Raw genomic sequence first — 16,000 nt, forward strand, 5'->3', positions numbered from 1 at the left:
CCGCAACAAGGCCGGCGGACGCGCTTGTCCGCCCGGGGCCGGCTCGCCATACTGCCGGCATGAAATCCATTCCTGCAGGCCAGGACCCGCGCACGGTGGCGGGGACCAATCTGGAGCACGCCCGCGCGCACAACCGTCGCGCGGTGATAGAGACCATACGCCTGAACGGGCAGCTGACCCGCGCCGAAATCGCCCGCCTGACCGCCTTGACGCCGCAGACGGTGTCCAATATCGCGGCGGAATTGCTGGACGGCGGCATGCTGTTGGCCGGAGAGCCGATGCGTGAGGGCGCGCGCGGCCAGCCGGCGATACCCTTGAGCATCAACCCGGACGGGGCCTACTCGCTGGGCATTCAGCTGGACACCCAGTCGCTGATCGCGGTGGCGGTGGACTTGGCCGGTCAATGCCGCGCGCGAGTGGAGGCGCCGGTGAGGCGGCCGGATCCGCAACTGGCCTTGCCCTTGATCGAAGAGGTGGTGGGCCGGCTGCGCGCCGAGTCGGGCATAGACTGGGGGCGGGTGCTGGGCCTGGGTCTGGTGATGCCGGGCCCTTTCGGCGTCGAGGGCATGAGTTCGGTCGGCCCTACCACCTTGCCGGGCTGGGAGGAGGTGGACGCGGCGGCGCAGCTGGAGCGCAGGCTGGATCTGCCTGTCCTGCTGGAAAAAGACGCCACCGCGGCCGCCATCGGCGAGCGGCTGTACGGCCGCGCCGCCGCGCTGCGCAACTTCGTTTATCTGTTCATAGGTGCCGGGCTGGGAGCGGGCTTGTTCCTGGACGGGCGCTTGTACGCGGGCGTTCGCCACAACGCCGGCGAGATCGGCCACATGATCGTGATGCCGGACGGACGGCCCTGCGATTGCGGCAACCATGGCTGCCTGGAGCGCTATGTGTCGCTGCGCGCGCTGTACGAAACGCTGGGCCTGGCCGACGACGCGGAGCTGGCGGCCCGCAGTCTGCAGCGGCCGACGCCGGAGATCTGCTACGGCATCGAACGCTGGCTGGCCACCGCCGCGCCGCCGCTGCGCCAGGCGATCAATATCCTGGAAAGCCTGCTGGACATCGAGGCGGTGGTGATAGGCGGTTTTCTGCCGCCGGCCTTGCTGGAGCAGCTGGAGCAGCGGCTGCATCCGCTGCCGGTATCTATCCGGCAAAGCTGCGGCCCGCGGGTGCTGCTGGGCGGAGCCGGCCGCGACACGGTGGCGCTGGGCGCGGCGGCCCTGCCGATCTTCGACGAGTTCAATCCGCAGTACGAGGTTTTGCTCAAAGCCTGAGAAGCGGTTGGCGAATCGGCGTCACGGCGAGATTTTTTTATGTCATTGGCTTGACCTGGCCATCGCGGCGCGTAAATATTGCCCATCATTAAAGCAAAACGCTTTATTTAATTGAACGGGGCCGCGCCATGAAGATTCTGCTGAACCACATCGGTTTCGAACCGCAAGCGTCCAAGCTGGCCTTGTTGCAGGCGCCGGCTCAGGCCGCGCCGACGGCGCTGGTCTTGCTGGATGCCGAGGGGCGCGCCGCGACCGAAATTCCTTTGCAGCCGCAGGGCATGGCGGAGGGATGGCCGGAGTGGCATTACTGGCAGGCGGATTTCAGCGGCTGGACGCGGCCGGGCCGTTATCGGTTGTGGCTGCGGGACAGCGCGCCGCCGGTGATCAGCCATGAGTTCGAGGTGGGGCCGGGCTGCCTGGGCGGGCAGATGTTGTCCGACCTATTGCATTATTTCAAGTCGCAGCGCTGCAGCGGTCTTTACGACCAGGCGGATCGCGCGGCGCCGGAGTGGGGCGGCGAAGCGCGGCGGGACGTGCGCGGCGGCTGGTTCGACGCCTCCGGCGACTGTTCCAAATACCTGTCGCACCTGTCTTACGCCAACTTCATGAATCCGCAGCAGACGCCCTTGCTGGCTTGGGCGCTGATGGCCGGCCGCGAGGCGCTGCCGCCGCAGCCGCGCTGGTTCGACGAGCGCATGGTGGACGAGGCGCTGCACGGCGCGGACTTTCTGTTGCGGATGCAGCATTCGTCGGGGTTTTTCTATATGACGGTGTTCGACGGTTGGAGCAAGGCGCCGGAACAGCGCGAACTGTGCGCCTATTCCACTCAGCGCGGGCTCAAGTCGGGGCGTTTTCAAGCCGGCTTCCGCCAGGGCGGCGGCCTGGCGATCGCCGCGCTGGCGCGCGCGGCGGAGTTGCCGCGCGACGGCGAGTTCGGCCGAGGCGATTATCTGGCCGCGGCGCGGCGCGGCTTCGCCCATCTGCAGCAATACAATGCGCGCTATCTGGACGACGGCTGCGAAAACCTCATCGACGACTATTGCGCCCTGCTGGCCGCTTGCGAGCTGTACGCGGCCAGCGGCGAGCCGGTGTTCGCCGACGCCGCCGACCGCCGCGCGCGGCGGATGTTGGCGCGGCAGGACGAGGCGGGCCGCTTCTGGATGGACGCGGAGCGCCGGCGCAGTTTTTTCCACGGCGCCGACGCCGGCTTGCCCTATCTCGCCTTGTTGCGCTTCGCCGCGGTGTTGCCGGCTTCGCCGTTGGCGAGCGCCGCGCGGCAGGCGGTCTGGCGGGGGCTGGAGGCCGAAATGGCGCTGACGGCGGCGGCGGGCAATCCTTTCGCCTATCCGCGGCAATGGGTGGCCCGCGACGGCGAGGAGGGCGCGGCGCGCTTTTTCATGCCGCAAACCAATGAAAGCGCTTATTGGTGGCAGGGAGAGAACGCGCGGCTGGCGTCGCTGGCCGCCGCGAGCTGCGCCTTGGCTGAGAGGGAGGAGGGGGACGCTCGCGCGGCGATGCTGAAGTACGCGCAGGGCGCGCTGGACTGGATTCTGGGGCGCAATCCCTTCGACGTTTGCATGCTGCAGGGCTGGGGTCGTAATAATCCGCGCTATGAGCCGGGCTATTACAACGCTTGCGGCGGGGTGTGCAATGGGATCACCGCCGCGCCGGGCGCGGACGAGGGCATCGCCTTCCTGAGCCCGGAACAGACCGATATCAGCCAGTCCTGGCGCTGGACCGAGCAATGGCTGCCGCACGGCGCCTGGCTGTTTCTGGCCCTGGCCTTGCGTGGGAGGGCGGACGGCGCTTGAAATGCGAAACGCCATCGGCAAGCCGATGGCGTTCTGTTTCAGCGGCCCCCGCTGCCGGGGGCGTCTGAGATTTACTGCTGCTGGGTGCTGCGCGGACCGCGATTGCCCTGATAGCCGCCTTCGCGGCGTTGGCCTTGGTAGCCGCCTTCGCGACGATTGCCGTAGCCGCCGCGACCGCCGCCGCTGCCCGGACGGCGATCACCGTAGCCGCCTTTGCCGCTGGTGTTGCGACGCGGGCCTTTCGGCGGGCGACGGGTGGGTTCCATGCCTTCGATCACGCCTTCGGTGATCTGACGCTTCAGGTACTGCTCGATGCGACGCACCTTGTGGAATTCCTTGGACTCCGCCAGGGTGATGGCGGTGCCGTCGCGACCGGCGCGGCCGGTGCGGCCGATGCGGTGCACGTAGTCTTCAGCCTGTTTCGGCAGGTCGAAGTTCACCACGTGGGTGATGGTGGGCACGTCGATGCCGCGTGCCGCCACGTCAGTGGCCACCAGAATCTTGATGCGGCCGCGACGCAGATCGTTCAGCGTACGGTTACGCCAGCTTTGCGGCATGTCGCCGTGCAGGCAGGCGGCGGAATAGCCCTGGTCGGACAGCTTGTCGGCCAGTTCTTCGGAGTAGGCTTTGGTGGCGGAGAAAATCACGCACTGGTCGAAGCCGGACTCTTTCAGGATGTGATCCAGCAGACGGTGTTTGTGGTTCAGGTCGTCAGCGTACAGCAGGTGCTCTTCGATGGTGCCGCCCGAGGTCTCGGTGCGGGCGATCTCGATGCGTTGCGGATCGCGGGTCATCTTCTCGGCCATGCGGCCCACGGTGCCGTCCAGCGTGGCGGAGAACAGCACGGTCTGGCGGGTTTCCGGAGTGGCTTTGACGATGGTCTCGATGTCTTCGATGAAGCCCATGTCCAGCATGCGGTCGGCTTCGTCCAGCACCAGCATTTCCAGGCGGGAGAAGTCGATACGGCCGGAGCGCATGTGGTCCATCAGACGGCCGGGAGTGGCCACGATCAGGTCTACCGGACGCGACAGCGCGCGGGTCTGGTAGCCGAAGGAGGAGCCGCCCACCAGACAGACGGTTTTCATCCAGCGCAGGTCCTTGCCGTATTCCAGCGCGTTCTTTTCCACTTGCTGGGCCAGTTCGCGGGTCGGGCACAGCACCAGTACGCGCGGGCCCTGGCCTTTGCCGGTGGAGCGCTCGGACAGCTTGGTCAGCGCCGGCAGCAGGAAGGCTGCGGTCTTGCCGCTACCGGTTTGGGCGGAAACCAGCAGGTCGCGGCCGGCGATGGCTGCGGGCACGGCTTGAGCCTGTACTTCGGTAGGGGAAGAGTAACCAGCGGCTTCCAGCGCGCGCAGGATGGTCGGGGCAATGCCCAGGTCGGAAAAATGCATGATGTCCTTTCAAGCCGGAAACTGCCGGCGTCACTTGTAGCCAGGTTGGTGGCGGTCGGTTATACGGCGCCTTTAAGCCGTAAATCATCGGCACTAACCTGACAAGCGGCGAACAGCGGTCCAGTCTGATGCGACATTATAAGCGTGGACGAAGCCTGGAAATGGTCAGGGACGATGAAGCAATCTCACTCGGGCTGAGGCGTGGTTTGGAATGCCCGGTGGAAACACAAGAGGCCGGACTATACGGTAAATCAGGCGGGTTTACAACTGTTTTTTCAAAACATGCCGGCTAAGTATTTGATTGTTTGCCGCTTGCCGCGGCGATTTTGCAAAAAAACTGTTGGAATCCGCAAAGACGACCGACGGCCAGGCTTGGACCAAGTGGCGTCCGCTTATGGAGATTTGCTGGCTTCTAACTACACTTCAACGATGACGGGCCACGCGTGAAACCTTCGTTGAGGGCTGGCAATGAGTGGAAAAAACAGATTCGCAAGCACGGACCGGGCTCACTCCTGGTTGATGTCCTGCTCCCCTGGCGCGGCCTATGCCGTTTGCGTCGCCTTGGCCCTGGCCTTGACTCTGGGCCTGGCGCTGGCGCTGACGGCGTGGCGCTTGCAGTCGCTGGCCGGGGAAAAGGCCGAACTGGTCGCCGGCCAGCTCACTTGGCAATTGTCACCGGCGTTCGCCGCCTTGACGCGATTGGACACGCTGCCGCCGCCGGAGCCGGATTGCCGCGCCCAGACCCAGGCCTTGGCGGAATTGGTCCAGCGCACTTCGCTGGTGCGCTTCGCCCAGGCGCGCGGCGCCGGGGGCCTGCTATGCGCATCGCGGCGCGGTGCGGTTGTGGAGGCGGACGGCGTGGAAGGCGGGGCGAGCCTGTTGCCGGCCGGCAGCGGGCAGTTGTTGCCTGGTTTGCGGCTGGCGCATACGGCCGGAGTGCTGGAGCTGGACGCCGGCCCGCTGGTCGCGCAATTGGCCCTGGCCGAGCGCGAAGGCGTGAAAGTGAGCCTGCTGGCCGGAGGGCGGGCCTTGGCCGCCAACGGCGAGGTCAGGGAGCAGGGCCCGGACGCGGGTGGCGAGGTGGCCTGGGTGCCGTCCGCGCCGGCGCGCATCGGCGTGTTGGCGGCGCCGCAATGGGGAGCGGCGCCCTTGCTGGTGCTGAAAACCCAGTGGCTGGCCTTGTTGCTGGCCGCGGCGCTGGGCTGCGGCATCGCCTGGGGCGCGCGCCGCGGTTCGGGCGGGCGCAAGGCGACGGGGTGGGAGATCTCCGAGGGCATTCGGCAAAAAGAGTTCTTCGCTCATTACCAGCCCATCGTCACCGCAGCCAGCGGCGAATGCGTCGGCGTGGAAGTGCTGGCGCGCTGGCGGCACCCGGTGCAGGGCAATGTGCGCTCCGAGCTATTCATCCAGACGGCGATCGAGGCCGGCTTGATCGTGTCGCTGACGCGCTACATGTTGCGGCGGGTGGCCGAGGAGTTGAAGCAGATCGTGCTGCCGCCCGGCTTTATGGTGGGGCTCAATATTTCCACCGAGCATCTGGCCTTGCCCGAATTGCTGGAGGATTGCCGGCCGCTGGTCAATCTATTGCGCGAGAAGCAGGCGCAACTGGTGCTGGAGGTGTCGGAGCGGGCGCCGCTGCAAGAGGCGTCCGGCGCGCAGAAGGTGATCAACGGTTTGCGGCAGATGGGGGTGAGGCTGGCGCTGGACGACTTTGGCGCCGGCTACGCCGACAAGACATATTTGAGCCGCTGGGGCTTTGATTATCTAAAGGTTGAAAAAGGCTATGTGTCCGCCTTGGGGCAGGATAGCCTGAAGGGCAATATTCTGGACGGCCTGCTCTTGTCCTCCAATGAAATGGGGGTGCAGGTGATTGTGAAAGGGGTGGAGACCCAGGGGCAGCAAAGCTATTTGAATGTGAAGGGCTTCGAGTATTTGCAGGGTTTTTACTTCGGCAAGCCGATGACCTTGAATCATTTCCGGCAGTGGCTGTATTCCGGCATCGCCGAAAGCCGTACCCGCCCCTCCGGCAAAAGGGAGGGCGGCGGCTGAAACCGGATCGCGGCTTGGGGCGACGGGGGCGCTTTGTTACAATGCGCCCTTTTTTGTTTCAGGAAAGGGGTAGGGAATGATGTATGCCGTGCAGCGTTATGCGGCCTCCCGTCCTTGGGCCAAGCGCGTCAGCCAGCTGTATGTTCAGGCTTTGCAGCCGTCTGCGGCGCGCAAGGACATGAAGGAAGTGATCAAGCGCGAACTGGAGCGCGCCGCCCAGGTCTTCGAAGTGGGGCAGCAGACCATTGTCGCCGAACTGGCTTTGGCGGAGTCCTGGGGCTGCTTCGCCCGCCATGGCCGCGTGATTTCCCATCTGGACGACGGCTTGGTGCAAGCCTTGGCCCACACCCGGCTGCCCTCGCAATTGCCGGATACGCTGAGCTTGCCGGCCGACGCCTTCTTTTTACATGTGCCGGGCGGCGGCGGGGCTTTCGTCTCGCATCAAGCGGAGCGCAAGGCCTTGCTGCTGACGTTGGTGGGCGAGGGCTTTTCTCGCGACGCCGCGCAATGGCTGCACGAGTCCGACGGGGTGGAGGCCCTGTTGGTCAGCTATCCGGGCGAACTGGCGCCGCAGATCGCGGCGGTGGCTGAGCGTTGGCAGGCCTTGTTGGCCGCGGTGCTCAACGGCCTGGCGATGATGACCCAGCCCAAACTGGAACGGGAGCAGGCCTGGCAGCCGGGCGCGCCGCAGCCATGGGTGGAGCAGGCCGGCGCGCCGGCTTGCGTCAAGACCCGGCAGCGCGGCCGCAGCCAATTGCTGAAAGCGGGTTTCAGCGAGGTGAGTTTCTGCCGTATTCCCGAGCTGGACGCCGCGCAGGCTTACGCGACCCAGGGTTACTGGCGGCGGCAGGCGTTTGGCGAAGCCAAGGCGAATTCGCGCCTGGTGTGGGTGGCGCCGAAATAAGAGCGGCGGCTCGGAGCCGGCTCTCAGTATTCCTGCAGCAGTTCGCGTATGGTGTCTCTGAGCTTGTTGGTGGAGAAGGGCTTGTCGCAGCAGGCCGAGACGCCGGCCGCCTCCACCTCGGCCAGCCGGTCGTGGTCGGTCTCGCTGGTGATCATCAGGATGGGCGTTCGCCCCTGAGCGCTGTTCTGACGGATGTGGCGCGCCAGCTCGCAGCCGTCCATGCCGGGCATGTGGTAGTCGACGATGATCAGCTGGAAGCTTTCGTTTTCCAGCAAGGGCAGCGCGTCGGCGCCGCTGGCGGCTTCGGTGAAGTGTTCGAAGCCCAGGCGCTCCAGCACGGCGCGCACATGGCGGCGCGAGGTCTGGCTGTCGTCGACGATCAACACCTGGACGTTGGCCAGATCCGTGTCCACCTCCATGGCCAGGCTCTCGGTATTGATGAAGTCCAGCGCGTTGGCCAGCACCTCGTCCAGTTGGCCGCTGGTGAAGGGCTTGGGCAGAATGCCCAGGCTGCCGGCCTGGCGGATGGGCTCCAGCCGTTCCGGATTGGTTTCGCTTGAGACCAGAATGAAGGGCATGCCGCTGAGATCGGCGCTTTCGCGCATCTGCTGCAGCAACTGCTGGCCGGTCATGTCGGGCAGATAGTAGGCGCTGATCACCAAGTCGGGGCGCGACTCGCGCGCGCGGTTGAGCAGCGCTTCGCCGTTGGGATGGATCTCCACTTTGGAGATGCCCATCTCGCCCAGCGCCTTGCTGATGATCTGCGCTTGCACATGCGATGGTTCCGCCAGCGAGATGATTAAATGTTGTACTTCCAGCATGCCTCTTCCCCCGCCTGTCTTCTCTATTTTCTCAAAGCCGCCCGCCATCGCCGGCCAATGTCTGAGTGTCGGCGATTCCGGACGCGTCTTCAATGGTTCTTATGTTGGTTTGGCACGAATTGCGCGGTGCGGCAAGCAAAATCTGTCGCTTGGGCCGGAGGCGGCAAATCTTGCCGCTCATTGTTGCCGTTTGGGCAGTTGCGGCCGAGGGTTTGACGGATTGCCTAGAAAAATCAATGCGCTGGCGTGTCTGTATGGCTTGGCACGCTTCCTGCTTTAAGGTCGCCTCAAGGAGGCTGACATGCTAGACAAAATCGCCAAACATTTCGACTTTCAGCAGCGAGCGCTGAATTTGCGGGCCTATCGCACCGAGGTGCTGGCCAGCAATATCGCCAACGACGAAACCCCCAACTACAAAGCGGTGGATTTCGACTTCGGCAAGGCCTTGCAGGCGCAGACCGATGCGCAGGGTCGTTTGGCGATGAATCTGACCGATGCCCGCCACCTAGCCGGGGCCGGCGGCGCGGGCAACGGCGCCGCGCTGCAATACCGCGCGGCGGTGCAGCCCAGCGTGGACGGCAACACCGTGGACATGGATGTGGAGCGGGCGGCTTTCGCCGACAACGCGGTCCGCTTCCAGTCGACGCTGACTTTTCTGAACAAGCGGATCAGCGGCCTGAGTTCGGCGATCCAGGGCCAGGGAGGCAATAGCTGATGTCTTTGTCCAATGTGTTTTCCATTTCCGGTTCGGCGATGTCGGCGCAATCGATGCGCCTCAGCCTGGTGGCCAGCAATATCGCCAACGCGGAAAGCTCGACCAGCTCCACCGGCGAGCCCTACAAAGGGCGTCACGCGGTGTTCACCGCGATTCCGGTGACGGCGGCGCAGCCGCAGGTGGCCGGCGTGCGCGTGACCGCGGTGGTCGAAGACCAGACTCCGCCGCGGCTCAAGTACGATCCGGGCAATCCGCTGGCCGACCAGCGCGGCTATGTGACGATGCCGAACGTGAATCCGGTGGAGGAGATGGCCGACATGATCGCCGCCTCCCGCGCCTATCAGAACAATGTCGAAATCATGAATACCGCCAAGACGCTGCAGCAAAAAGTGCTGCAGCTTGGCCAGTGAGGAGTTAGGCGATGGCTAGCGCAAATCCTTATGACGTGTTGAACAGTCAGACTCAGACCAATCCGAACAGCAGCGTCAACGGCAGCAAGAGCAATTCCGGCGTGGTGGGCTCCAGCGCCAGCGACATTCAGAACACCTTTCTGAAGCTGTTCGTGGCCCAGATGCGTTCCCAGGACCCGATGAATCCGATGGACAACAGCCAGATGACGGCCCAGATGGCGCAGATCAGCCAGGTGGGCGGCATTCAGCAGCTGAACCAGTCCATGCAGGCCTTGATCGGCGCGCAGGCGGCCTCCCAGTCGCTGATGGCGTCCAGCATGATAGGCAAAAAAGTGCTGGTGGCCGGCAGCAGCCTGCCCAAGCCGCCGGATGGCGGCACCACCCCGGCCGGCGTCTTGCTGAACGGGCCGGCGCAAACGGTGAAAGTCAACGTCAAGGACGCCAACGGCAATGTGGTTCGCACCATGACCATCGACAAGCCGGTGGCCGGCGTCAATACCTTCAGCTGGGACGGCAAGAACGACAAGGGCGAAGTGGTTCCGGCCGGCAAGTACAGCTTCAGCGCCGACGTGACCCAGGCCAGCGCCAACGGCAGCACCACGGCCGTGGCCTACAACACGCAAACGGTGACCGCAGTGGCGTGGGATAAAGGCGTTCCCGAACTGGTGCTGCCGGACGGCAGCCGCGCCCAATTGGGCGATGTGGCGCAGATGACCGCCTGATTCCACTGACCTCATTCGACTTCAAGGACTGACATCATGGGCTTTCAACAAGGTTTGAGCGGCTTGAACGCCGCCTCCACCCAGCTGGACACCATCGGCAACAACGTGGCCAACGCCAACACCGTGGGTTTCAAGAGTTCGCGCACCGAGTTCGCCGACATGTACGGCAACACCTTGTACGGCATCGCCACCACCACGCCGGGCATCGGCGTCAAGGTGGCCGCGGTGACGCAGAACATGAGCAACGGCAACGTGACCACCACGGGCCGCAGCCTGGACCTGGCGATCAACAACGGCGGCTTCTTCACCGTGGCCCAGCCGGACGGCACCTTGTCCTACACCCGCAACGGCCAGTTCCAGATCAACAATCAGGGTTACGTGGTCAACAACGGCAATTTCCTGCAGGGCTGGCAGGCGGACGCGGCAGGCAACATCACCCAGGGACCGGTCAGCAAAATACAGCTGAACTCCAACCTGGTGTCGCCGCAGGCCACCACCAAGGCCACTCTCGGCATCAATCTGGATTCTCGCAGCACGGTGCCGACCGTTACGCCGCTGGATCCGACCAATTCGGCCTCCTACAACTGGTCCAACACCAATACGGTTTACGACTCGCTGGGCAACCCGCACCAGGTGACCATGTACTATGTCGCCGGCGCGCCCACCGCCGCTGGCCGGACCTGGACCGCAACCGCCTATGTGGACGGCAACCCGGCCAATAACACGCCGCCCAACAGCAATAATTTTTCGTTGACCTTCAACACCTCCGGCGTGCTGACCACGCCCGGACCGTTCAATATCAACTTCACCCCCAGCCCGCTCAACGGTTCGGCGGTGCCGCAGACCGTGGCCTTCAGCTTCACCGGCTCCACCCAGGTGGGGCAGAACTTCGGCGTGACCACTCCGCCGACCATAGACGGCTCCGCGCCCGGCAATCTGAAGGGCATCAATATTTCGTCCTCCGGCATCATCCAGGCGACGTTCACCAACGGCCAGACCAAGACCATAGGCCAGGTCGCCTTGGCCAACTTCATCAATCCGCAAGGCTTGCAGTCCAAGGGCAACAATCTGTGGGCGCAGACCTACGATTCCGGCATCGCCTCCTACAATGCGCCCGGCACCGGCAATACCGGCACCATCCAGGCCGGCGCGGTGGAGGATTCCAACGTCGACCTGACCGCGGAACTGGTCAATATGATCACCGCGCAGCGCTATTACCAGGCCAATGCGCAGACCATCAAGACCCAGGACACCCTGGTTCAGACCTTGCTGAACATCTGATGAGCTGAGCGCGCGCGATGGATAGAATGCTTTACCTGGCGATGAACGGCGCCAAGCACGTGATGTGGCAGCAGGCCACCACCGCCAACAATCTGGCCAATGTGCACACCAACGGTTTCAAGGCCGACGTGGTGGCCTTCCGCGCTTTGCCGGTGGTGGGCGAGGGCGCGCCGACGCGGACCTATGTGGTGGACAACACCGTGGGCCACGATCTGAGCCAGGGCAGCTTGATGCACACCGGCAACGTCAGCGACTTCGCCATCGGCTCCAAGGGTTTCTTCGCGGTGCAGGCGCCGGACGGCGCCGAGGCCTATACCCGCGACGGCGGCTATGTGCTGGACGCCACCGGCATGATGCGCACCCGCTCCGGCCTGCCCATCATGGGCGACGGCGGTCCCATCGTGGTGCCGACCGGCTCCCGCGTGCAATTGGGCCAGGACGGCTCCGTGGTGGCGATTCCGCTGTCCGGCGCGGTGCGCACGCCGCAACTGGTCGGGCAGATCAAGATGGTCAACCCCGGCCCCAAGGAAGTGTACAAGGGCGAGGACGGCCTGTTCCGCATTAACGGCGGCGGCAACGCGGCCGCCGACGCCAACGTCAAGCTGGTGCCGGAAATGCTGGAGGCCAGCAATGTCAACTCGGTGGAAAGCCTGGTGCAGATGATTTCCCACGCCCGCCAGTACGACCTCAACGTCCGCCTGATGCAAACCGCGCAACAAGGCGATCAGCAGGCGGCTCAACTGTTGTCCACCAACGGTTAAACCATAATATGAGATTGCGAGCCGCGGCGGCCCTGTAAGGGAACGCGGCTCTGGAGACGAGGTAAACAAGCCATGATGCGCGCACTGTATATCGCCAAGACCGGCATGGATTCCAGCCAGTTCCAACTGGACGTGGTGTCCAACAACCTGGCCAACGTCAATACCGTCGGCTTCAAGCGCAGCCGGGGCATTTTCGAGGACTTGTATTACCAGACCCTGCGCCAGCCCGGCGCGCAGCTGGCCAACGGCAACACCACGCCCACCGGCTTGCAGGTGGGCACCGGCTCGGCGGCGGTGGCCACCGCCCGCATCCACTCCCAGGGCAATACGACCCAGACCGGGCAGCCGCTGGACATGGCGATCTCCGGCGAGGGCTTCTTCCGCATTCAATTGCCGGACGGGACCACCTCCTATACCCGCAACGGCGAGTTCAAGCGCAACGCCAACGGCGACGTGGTGAATCCGGACGGTTATCCGCTGAACCCCAATATCAATATTCCCGGCACCGCCAACCAGATCACGGTGTCCTCCGCCGGCGTGGTGCAGTACTTCTTGCCCAATAATCCGGCGGCGCAAACCGCGGGCACCATACAGCTGACCACCTTCATCAACCCGCAGGGTCTGGAGAGCGTGGGCAATAACCTGTATCTGCAATCCGCGTCCTCCGGCGATCCGCAGGACGGCGATCCGCAGACCGATACCCGCGGCGCGGTGCGTTCCGGCTTCGTGGAAGCGTCCAACGTCAACGTCACCGAGGAACTGGTCAATATGATCACCGCGCAGCGCGCTTTCGAGATGAACTCGCGCGCGATCACCACCGCGGACCAGATGCTGCAGAAACTGAGCCAGCTGTAAGCAAGAACGGGCCGCCGGCTGAGGCGGCCGATTCGGATTTGAATTGACGAGGTGTTTGATGAAGGCGATGGCGATGGCGGCGATGTTGGCCGCACTATTGAGCGCTTGCGTGACCCAGGAGCCGCCGCTGGTGCAGCAGCCGACCAGCGCGCGTCCGCAACCGCAGCCGGTCAGCATGCCTAGCAACGGCTCGATTTTCCAGGCGGCCAGCTACCGGCCGCTGTTTCAGGACCGGATGCCCGCTTATGTCGGCGACACCCTGACTGTGAACATCCAGGAAAACTCGTCGACCTCGGCTTCCGAGCAGACCACCAATACCCGAACCTCGGGCCTGAACAGCAGCATCAACGCCGGCATCAAGATTCCCTTCCTGCCCAGCGGCGCCGCCGGCGGTTTGGCCGGCGCCAATTTCGGCGGCTCGGGTTCGGCCAACAATACCGGCAAGGGCGACAACAAGGTGGCCACCTCCTTCGTCAGCTCCATCACCGTCACGGTGCTGGAGGTGTTGCCCAACGGCAATCTATCGGTCAGCGGCGAGAAAGTCGTGAGGGTGAACAGCGACACCGAATCGATCCGCCTGTCCGGCGTGATCAATCCGCGCGATATCGGCGCGGACCGCAGCGTGTCTTCGCTCAAGGTGGCGGACGCCCGCATCGAGCAGCAGACCAAGGGGACGCACCGGCTGTACAATGAGCCGGGTTGGCTGGCCAAGTTTTTCATGAGTATATTGCCGATTTAACGGATTACCGGCCCGGGCGCGGCCATCTGGCGGGCGCGGCGGGCTGAAAGCGGGCGAAAATGAAGCGATTGATGTTAGCGATGCTGCTGGCGCTGGCCGTGTTTCCGGCCATGGCCGCGCAGCGTTTGAAGGATCTGACCAATGTCGGCGGGGTACGTCCCAACCAGTTGATAGGCTACGGCCTGGTGGTGGGCCTGGACGGCAGCGGCGACAAGGTTACCTCCTCGCCCTTCACCGGCCAGGCGATGTCCAATATGCTGAATCAGCTGGGCGTGCAAGTGCCTCCGGGCACCAAGCTCGACCCCAAGAACATCGCCGCGGTCACGCTGACCGCGACCTTGCCGCCGTTCGCGCGGCAGGGGCAGGCGATAGACGTGACGGCCTCGTCTATCGGCGACGCCAAAAGCCTGCGCGGCGGCACCTTGCTGCTGTCTCCGCTGAAAGGCGCGGACGGGCAGATTTACGCGATGGCGCAGGGCAATGTGGTCGTCGGCGGCGCCGGCGCCTCGGCGGGCGGCAGCTCCGCCCAGATCAATCAGCTCAGCGTGGGCCGCATTCCGGCCGGCGCCACGGTGGAGCGCGAAGTGCCCACCGCGCTGGGGTCCGGCGAATTCGTCAATCTGGAACTGCGCGAGTCCGATTTCACCACCGCCAACCGCGTGGTGCAGGCGATCAACAAATCGTTCGGCCAGGGCACCGCGCGCGCGGTGGACGGCAGGCTGATCGAAGTGCGCGCGCCGTTCGATCCGGACCAGCGCGTGCAGTTTCTGTCCAAGATGGAAAATATTGCCGTCGACCCGGCAGATGTTTCCCCCACCGTCATCATCAACGCCCGCACCGGCTCCATCGTGATGAATCAGGCGGTGACCCTGGCGCCGTGCGCGGTGTCGCACGGCAACTTGACGGTGACCGTCAGCAACACGCCGCAAGTGAGTCAGCCCAACCCGCTGTCTGGCGGCAAGACCACGGTGACCAACCAGGCCGACATCAGCATCAACACCCCGGGCAGCAAGCTGATCAGCCTGCCCAACGGCGCCAATCTGTCCCGGGTGGTGGCGGCGTTGAACGCGCTGGGCGCCAACGCTCAGGATCTGATTTCCATCTTGCAGGCGATGAAATCCGCCGGCGCGTTGAAAGCGGATCTGCAGATTATCTGAGCGCCGCTAGGACGGTGAACAAAAAGACGGCCGCGCGGCCGTCTTTTTATTCCTGGCCCGAATCTTGCTATTAGCTGGATTCCAGGAGCGAGAAATGACGATTCAGTCCATCAATGCCGGCGCCGTGAGCGCCAACGATTTGCTAAACCGGCAGCTGGCCGTGGATCCGAACCAGCTGAACGAGCTGCGGGCGCAAGCGATCAAGGACCCCAAGGGCGCGGCGAGACAGGCGGCGTCGCAGTTCGAGGCCTTGTTGATGAGCACCTTGCTCAAGAGCATGCGCGAGACCAAGTTCGACCCGGAAGGCGAATCCAACGATTTGAGCACCTACCAAGGCCTGTACGATCAGCAACTGACCCAGGCTTTGAGCTCCAACGGCGGCCTGGGGCTGGGCGATATGTTGTATCGCCAGATCGCCAAGCAGTCGAACTTCGATCCGGACGACAAGAGCGCGCGCACGATTTACGCCGCTCCCGGCCCGCAATTGGCCGCGCGTCCGGCCGGCGGCGCCAAGGCCCTGCAGGCCTACCAGGAAGCGCAGCAGACCGCCGGCGCGGTGTTGAGCTTGACGGCTCCGGCGGCTCAGACCAAGGCCGAGGCGGCCGGCAAGGGCGGCAGCCGCGACTTCGCCGCCGAAATGCTGCCGCATGCCCGCACGGCCGCGGCCCAACTGGGCGTGGCGCCGGAAGCCGTGGTCGCGCACGCGGCGCTGGAAAGCGGCTGGGGCAAGCGGGCGATTCGCCATCCGGACGGCAGCAACAGCCATAATCTGTTCGGCATCAAGGCCAGCGGCGATTGGCAGGGACGCACGGTCAGCGTGATGACCACCGAATACGAGGGCGGCGTCGCGCAGAAGCGGGTGGAGAAATTCCGCGCCTACGGTTCTTATTCCGAGGCCTTCAGCGACTACGCCCGTTTGTTGAAGGATTCGCCGCGCTACAAGAGCGCGCTGAACCAGGGGCAGAATATGTACGGCTTCGCGCATGCACTGCAATCCGGCGGCTACGCCACCGATCCGCGCTACGCGCGCAAGCTGGTGGACGTGGCGGCGACTTTGGCGCAGCAAACCACGCGCAGTTAAGGACAAGGCAGCGGCGGCCGAGCTTGCACTTC

At 64.5% G+C, this 16,000-nt stretch carries 15 protein-coding genes; 13 read left to right on the forward strand and 2 right to left on the reverse strand.

The features are described from left to right. Positions 1–59 precede the first annotated feature (59 nt). Together JC616_RS09415 and JC616_RS09420 are read left to right on the forward strand one after the other, a co-directional pair. Positions 60–1,271 (forward strand): ROK family transcriptional regulator, encoded by a 1,212-nt coding sequence (locus JC616_RS09415; RefSeq protein ID WP_227107905.1) that lies wholly within the window; start codon positions 60–62, stop codon positions 1,269–1,271. Positions 1,272–1,399: 128 nt separating this feature from the next. Then, positions 1,400–3,082 carry a glycoside hydrolase family 9 protein gene (locus JC616_RS09420; protein ID WP_227107907.1) on the forward strand — a complete coding sequence of 561 codons (1,683 nt, stop codon included), beginning with the start codon at positions 1,400–1,402 and terminating at the stop codon, positions 3,080–3,082. 71 nt (positions 3,083–3,153) lie between these two features. Here the strand turns inward: JC616_RS09420 and JC616_RS09425 are convergent, their stop codons facing one another. Next, positions 3,154–4,473: a DEAD/DEAH box helicase gene (locus JC616_RS09425; RefSeq protein ID WP_107799626.1), complete on the reverse strand. Its 1,320-nt coding sequence runs from the start codon at positions 4,471–4,473 to the stop codon at positions 3,154–3,156. A gap of 519 nt (positions 4,474–4,992) precedes the next feature. Between JC616_RS09425 and JC616_RS09430 the strand changes: the two genes are divergently transcribed. Both JC616_RS09430 and JC616_RS09435 read left to right on the forward strand, forming a co-directional pair. Beyond that, positions 4,993–6,522 (forward strand): EAL domain-containing protein, encoded by a 1,530-nt coding sequence (locus JC616_RS09430; RefSeq protein ID WP_227107908.1) that lies wholly within the window; start codon positions 4,993–4,995, stop codon positions 6,520–6,522. Between the two features lie 76 nt (positions 6,523–6,598). Further along, positions 6,599–7,426: a hypothetical protein gene (locus JC616_RS09435; protein WP_227107910.1), complete on the forward strand. Its 828-nt coding sequence runs from the start codon at positions 6,599–6,601 to the stop codon at positions 7,424–7,426. Positions 7,427–7,449: 23 nt separating this feature from the next. Here the strand turns inward: JC616_RS09435 and JC616_RS09440 are convergent, their stop codons facing one another. Then, complete coding sequence (locus JC616_RS09440; RefSeq protein WP_107799623.1) at positions 7,450–8,247, reverse strand: response regulator; 798 nt, start codon at positions 8,245–8,247, stop codon at positions 7,450–7,452. A gap of 301 nt (positions 8,248–8,548) precedes the next feature. On the opposite strand from JC616_RS09440, the gene flgB reads away from it, so the two are divergent. The 9 genes from flgB to flgJ all read left to right on the forward strand — a co-directional run bounded on the left by flgB (position 8,549) and on the right by flgJ (position 15,968). Continuing rightward, entirely contained in the window at positions 8,549–8,962 is a 414-nt protein-coding gene (gene flgB, locus JC616_RS09445) for a flagellar basal body rod protein FlgB (RefSeq protein ID WP_019102825.1), read from the forward strand. Continuing rightward, positions 8,962–9,372 carry a flagellar basal body rod protein FlgC gene (gene flgC / locus JC616_RS09450; protein ID WP_019102824.1) on the forward strand — a complete coding sequence of 137 codons (411 nt, stop codon included), beginning with the start codon at positions 8,962–8,964 and terminating at the stop codon, positions 9,370–9,372. Before flgB ends, flgC begins: the two co-directional genes overlap by 1 nt. 11 nt (positions 9,373–9,383) lie before the next feature. Further along, positions 9,384–10,094: a flagellar hook assembly protein FlgD gene (locus JC616_RS09455; protein ID WP_227107912.1), complete on the forward strand. Its 711-nt coding sequence runs from the start codon at positions 9,384–9,386 to the stop codon at positions 10,092–10,094. Between the two features lie 36 nt (positions 10,095–10,130). Next, positions 10,131–11,375: a flagellar hook protein FlgE gene (flgE, locus tag JC616_RS09460; protein ID WP_081546719.1), complete on the forward strand. Its 1,245-nt coding sequence runs from the start codon at positions 10,131–10,133 to the stop codon at positions 11,373–11,375. A 17-nt stretch (positions 11,376–11,392) separates the two neighbouring features. Further along, a complete protein-coding gene (locus JC616_RS09465) occupies positions 11,393–12,136 on the forward strand; it encodes a flagellar basal body rod protein FlgF (protein ID WP_107799621.1) in 744 nt (247 codons plus the stop codon). A 72-nt stretch (positions 12,137–12,208) separates the two neighbouring features. Then, entirely contained in the window at positions 12,209–12,991 is a 783-nt protein-coding gene (flgG, locus tag JC616_RS09470; RefSeq protein ID WP_107799620.1) for a flagellar basal-body rod protein FlgG, read from the forward strand. A 58-nt stretch (positions 12,992–13,049) separates the two neighbouring features. Further along, a complete protein-coding gene (locus JC616_RS09475; protein ID WP_107799619.1) occupies positions 13,050–13,730 on the forward strand; it encodes a flagellar basal body L-ring protein FlgH in 681 nt (226 codons plus the stop codon). Positions 13,731–13,810: 80 nt separating this feature from the next. Continuing rightward, entirely contained in the window at positions 13,811–14,887 is a 1,077-nt protein-coding gene (locus JC616_RS09480) for a flagellar basal body P-ring protein FlgI (RefSeq protein WP_370445216.1), read from the forward strand. A 94-nt stretch (positions 14,888–14,981) separates the two neighbouring features. Then, positions 14,982–15,968, forward strand: coding sequence for a flagellar assembly peptidoglycan hydrolase FlgJ (flgJ, locus tag JC616_RS09485; RefSeq protein ID WP_107799617.1), 987 nt, complete (start codon positions 14,982–14,984; stop codon positions 15,966–15,968). The last annotated feature ends 32 nt before the right edge of the window (positions 15,969–16,000 follow it).

Source organism: Chromobacterium rhizoryzae (assembly GCF_020544465.1).
In the GTDB taxonomy this organism is placed as follows: Bacteria; Pseudomonadota; Gammaproteobacteria; order Burkholderiales; family Chromobacteriaceae; genus Chromobacterium.

Excerpts from the sequence above, each read along its gene's own strand:
- JC616_RS09415 (WP_227107905.1), top strand. The coding sequence starts at position 60 with ATGAAATCCATTCCTGCAGGCCAGGACCCGCGCACGGTGGCGGGGACC.
- JC616_RS09420 (WP_227107907.1), top strand. The coding sequence starts at position 1,400 with ATGAAGATTCTGCTGAACCACATCGGTTTCGAACCGCAAGCGTCCAAG.
- JC616_RS09425 (WP_107799626.1), bottom strand. The coding sequence starts at position 4,473 with ATGCATTTTTCCGACCTGGGCATTGCCCCGACCATCCTGCGCGCGCTG.
- JC616_RS09430 (WP_227107908.1), top strand. The coding sequence starts at position 4,993 with ATGTCCTGCTCCCCTGGCGCGGCCTATGCCGTTTGCGTCGCCTTGGCC.
- JC616_RS09435 (WP_227107910.1), top strand. The coding sequence starts at position 6,599 with ATGATGTATGCCGTGCAGCGTTATGCGGCCTCCCGTCCTTGGGCCAAG.
- JC616_RS09440 (WP_107799623.1), bottom strand. The coding sequence starts at position 8,247 with ATGCTGGAAGTACAACATTTAATCATCTCGCTGGCGGAACCATCGCAT.
- flgB (WP_019102825.1), top strand. The coding sequence starts at position 8,549 with ATGCTAGACAAAATCGCCAAACATTTCGACTTTCAGCAGCGAGCGCTG.
- flgC (WP_019102824.1), top strand. The coding sequence starts at position 8,962 with ATGTCTTTGTCCAATGTGTTTTCCATTTCCGGTTCGGCGATGTCGGCG.
- JC616_RS09455 (WP_227107912.1), top strand. The coding sequence starts at position 9,384 with ATGGCTAGCGCAAATCCTTATGACGTGTTGAACAGTCAGACTCAGACC.
- flgE (WP_081546719.1), top strand. The coding sequence starts at position 10,131 with ATGGGCTTTCAACAAGGTTTGAGCGGCTTGAACGCCGCCTCCACCCAG.
- JC616_RS09465 (WP_107799621.1), top strand. The coding sequence starts at position 11,393 with ATGGATAGAATGCTTTACCTGGCGATGAACGGCGCCAAGCACGTGATG.
- flgG (WP_107799620.1), top strand. The coding sequence starts at position 12,209 with ATGATGCGCGCACTGTATATCGCCAAGACCGGCATGGATTCCAGCCAG.
- JC616_RS09475 (WP_107799619.1), top strand. The coding sequence starts at position 13,050 with ATGAAGGCGATGGCGATGGCGGCGATGTTGGCCGCACTATTGAGCGCT.
- JC616_RS09480 (WP_370445216.1), top strand. The coding sequence starts at position 13,811 with ATGCTGCTGGCGCTGGCCGTGTTTCCGGCCATGGCCGCGCAGCGTTTG.
- flgJ (WP_107799617.1), top strand. The coding sequence starts at position 14,982 with ATGACGATTCAGTCCATCAATGCCGGCGCCGTGAGCGCCAACGATTTG.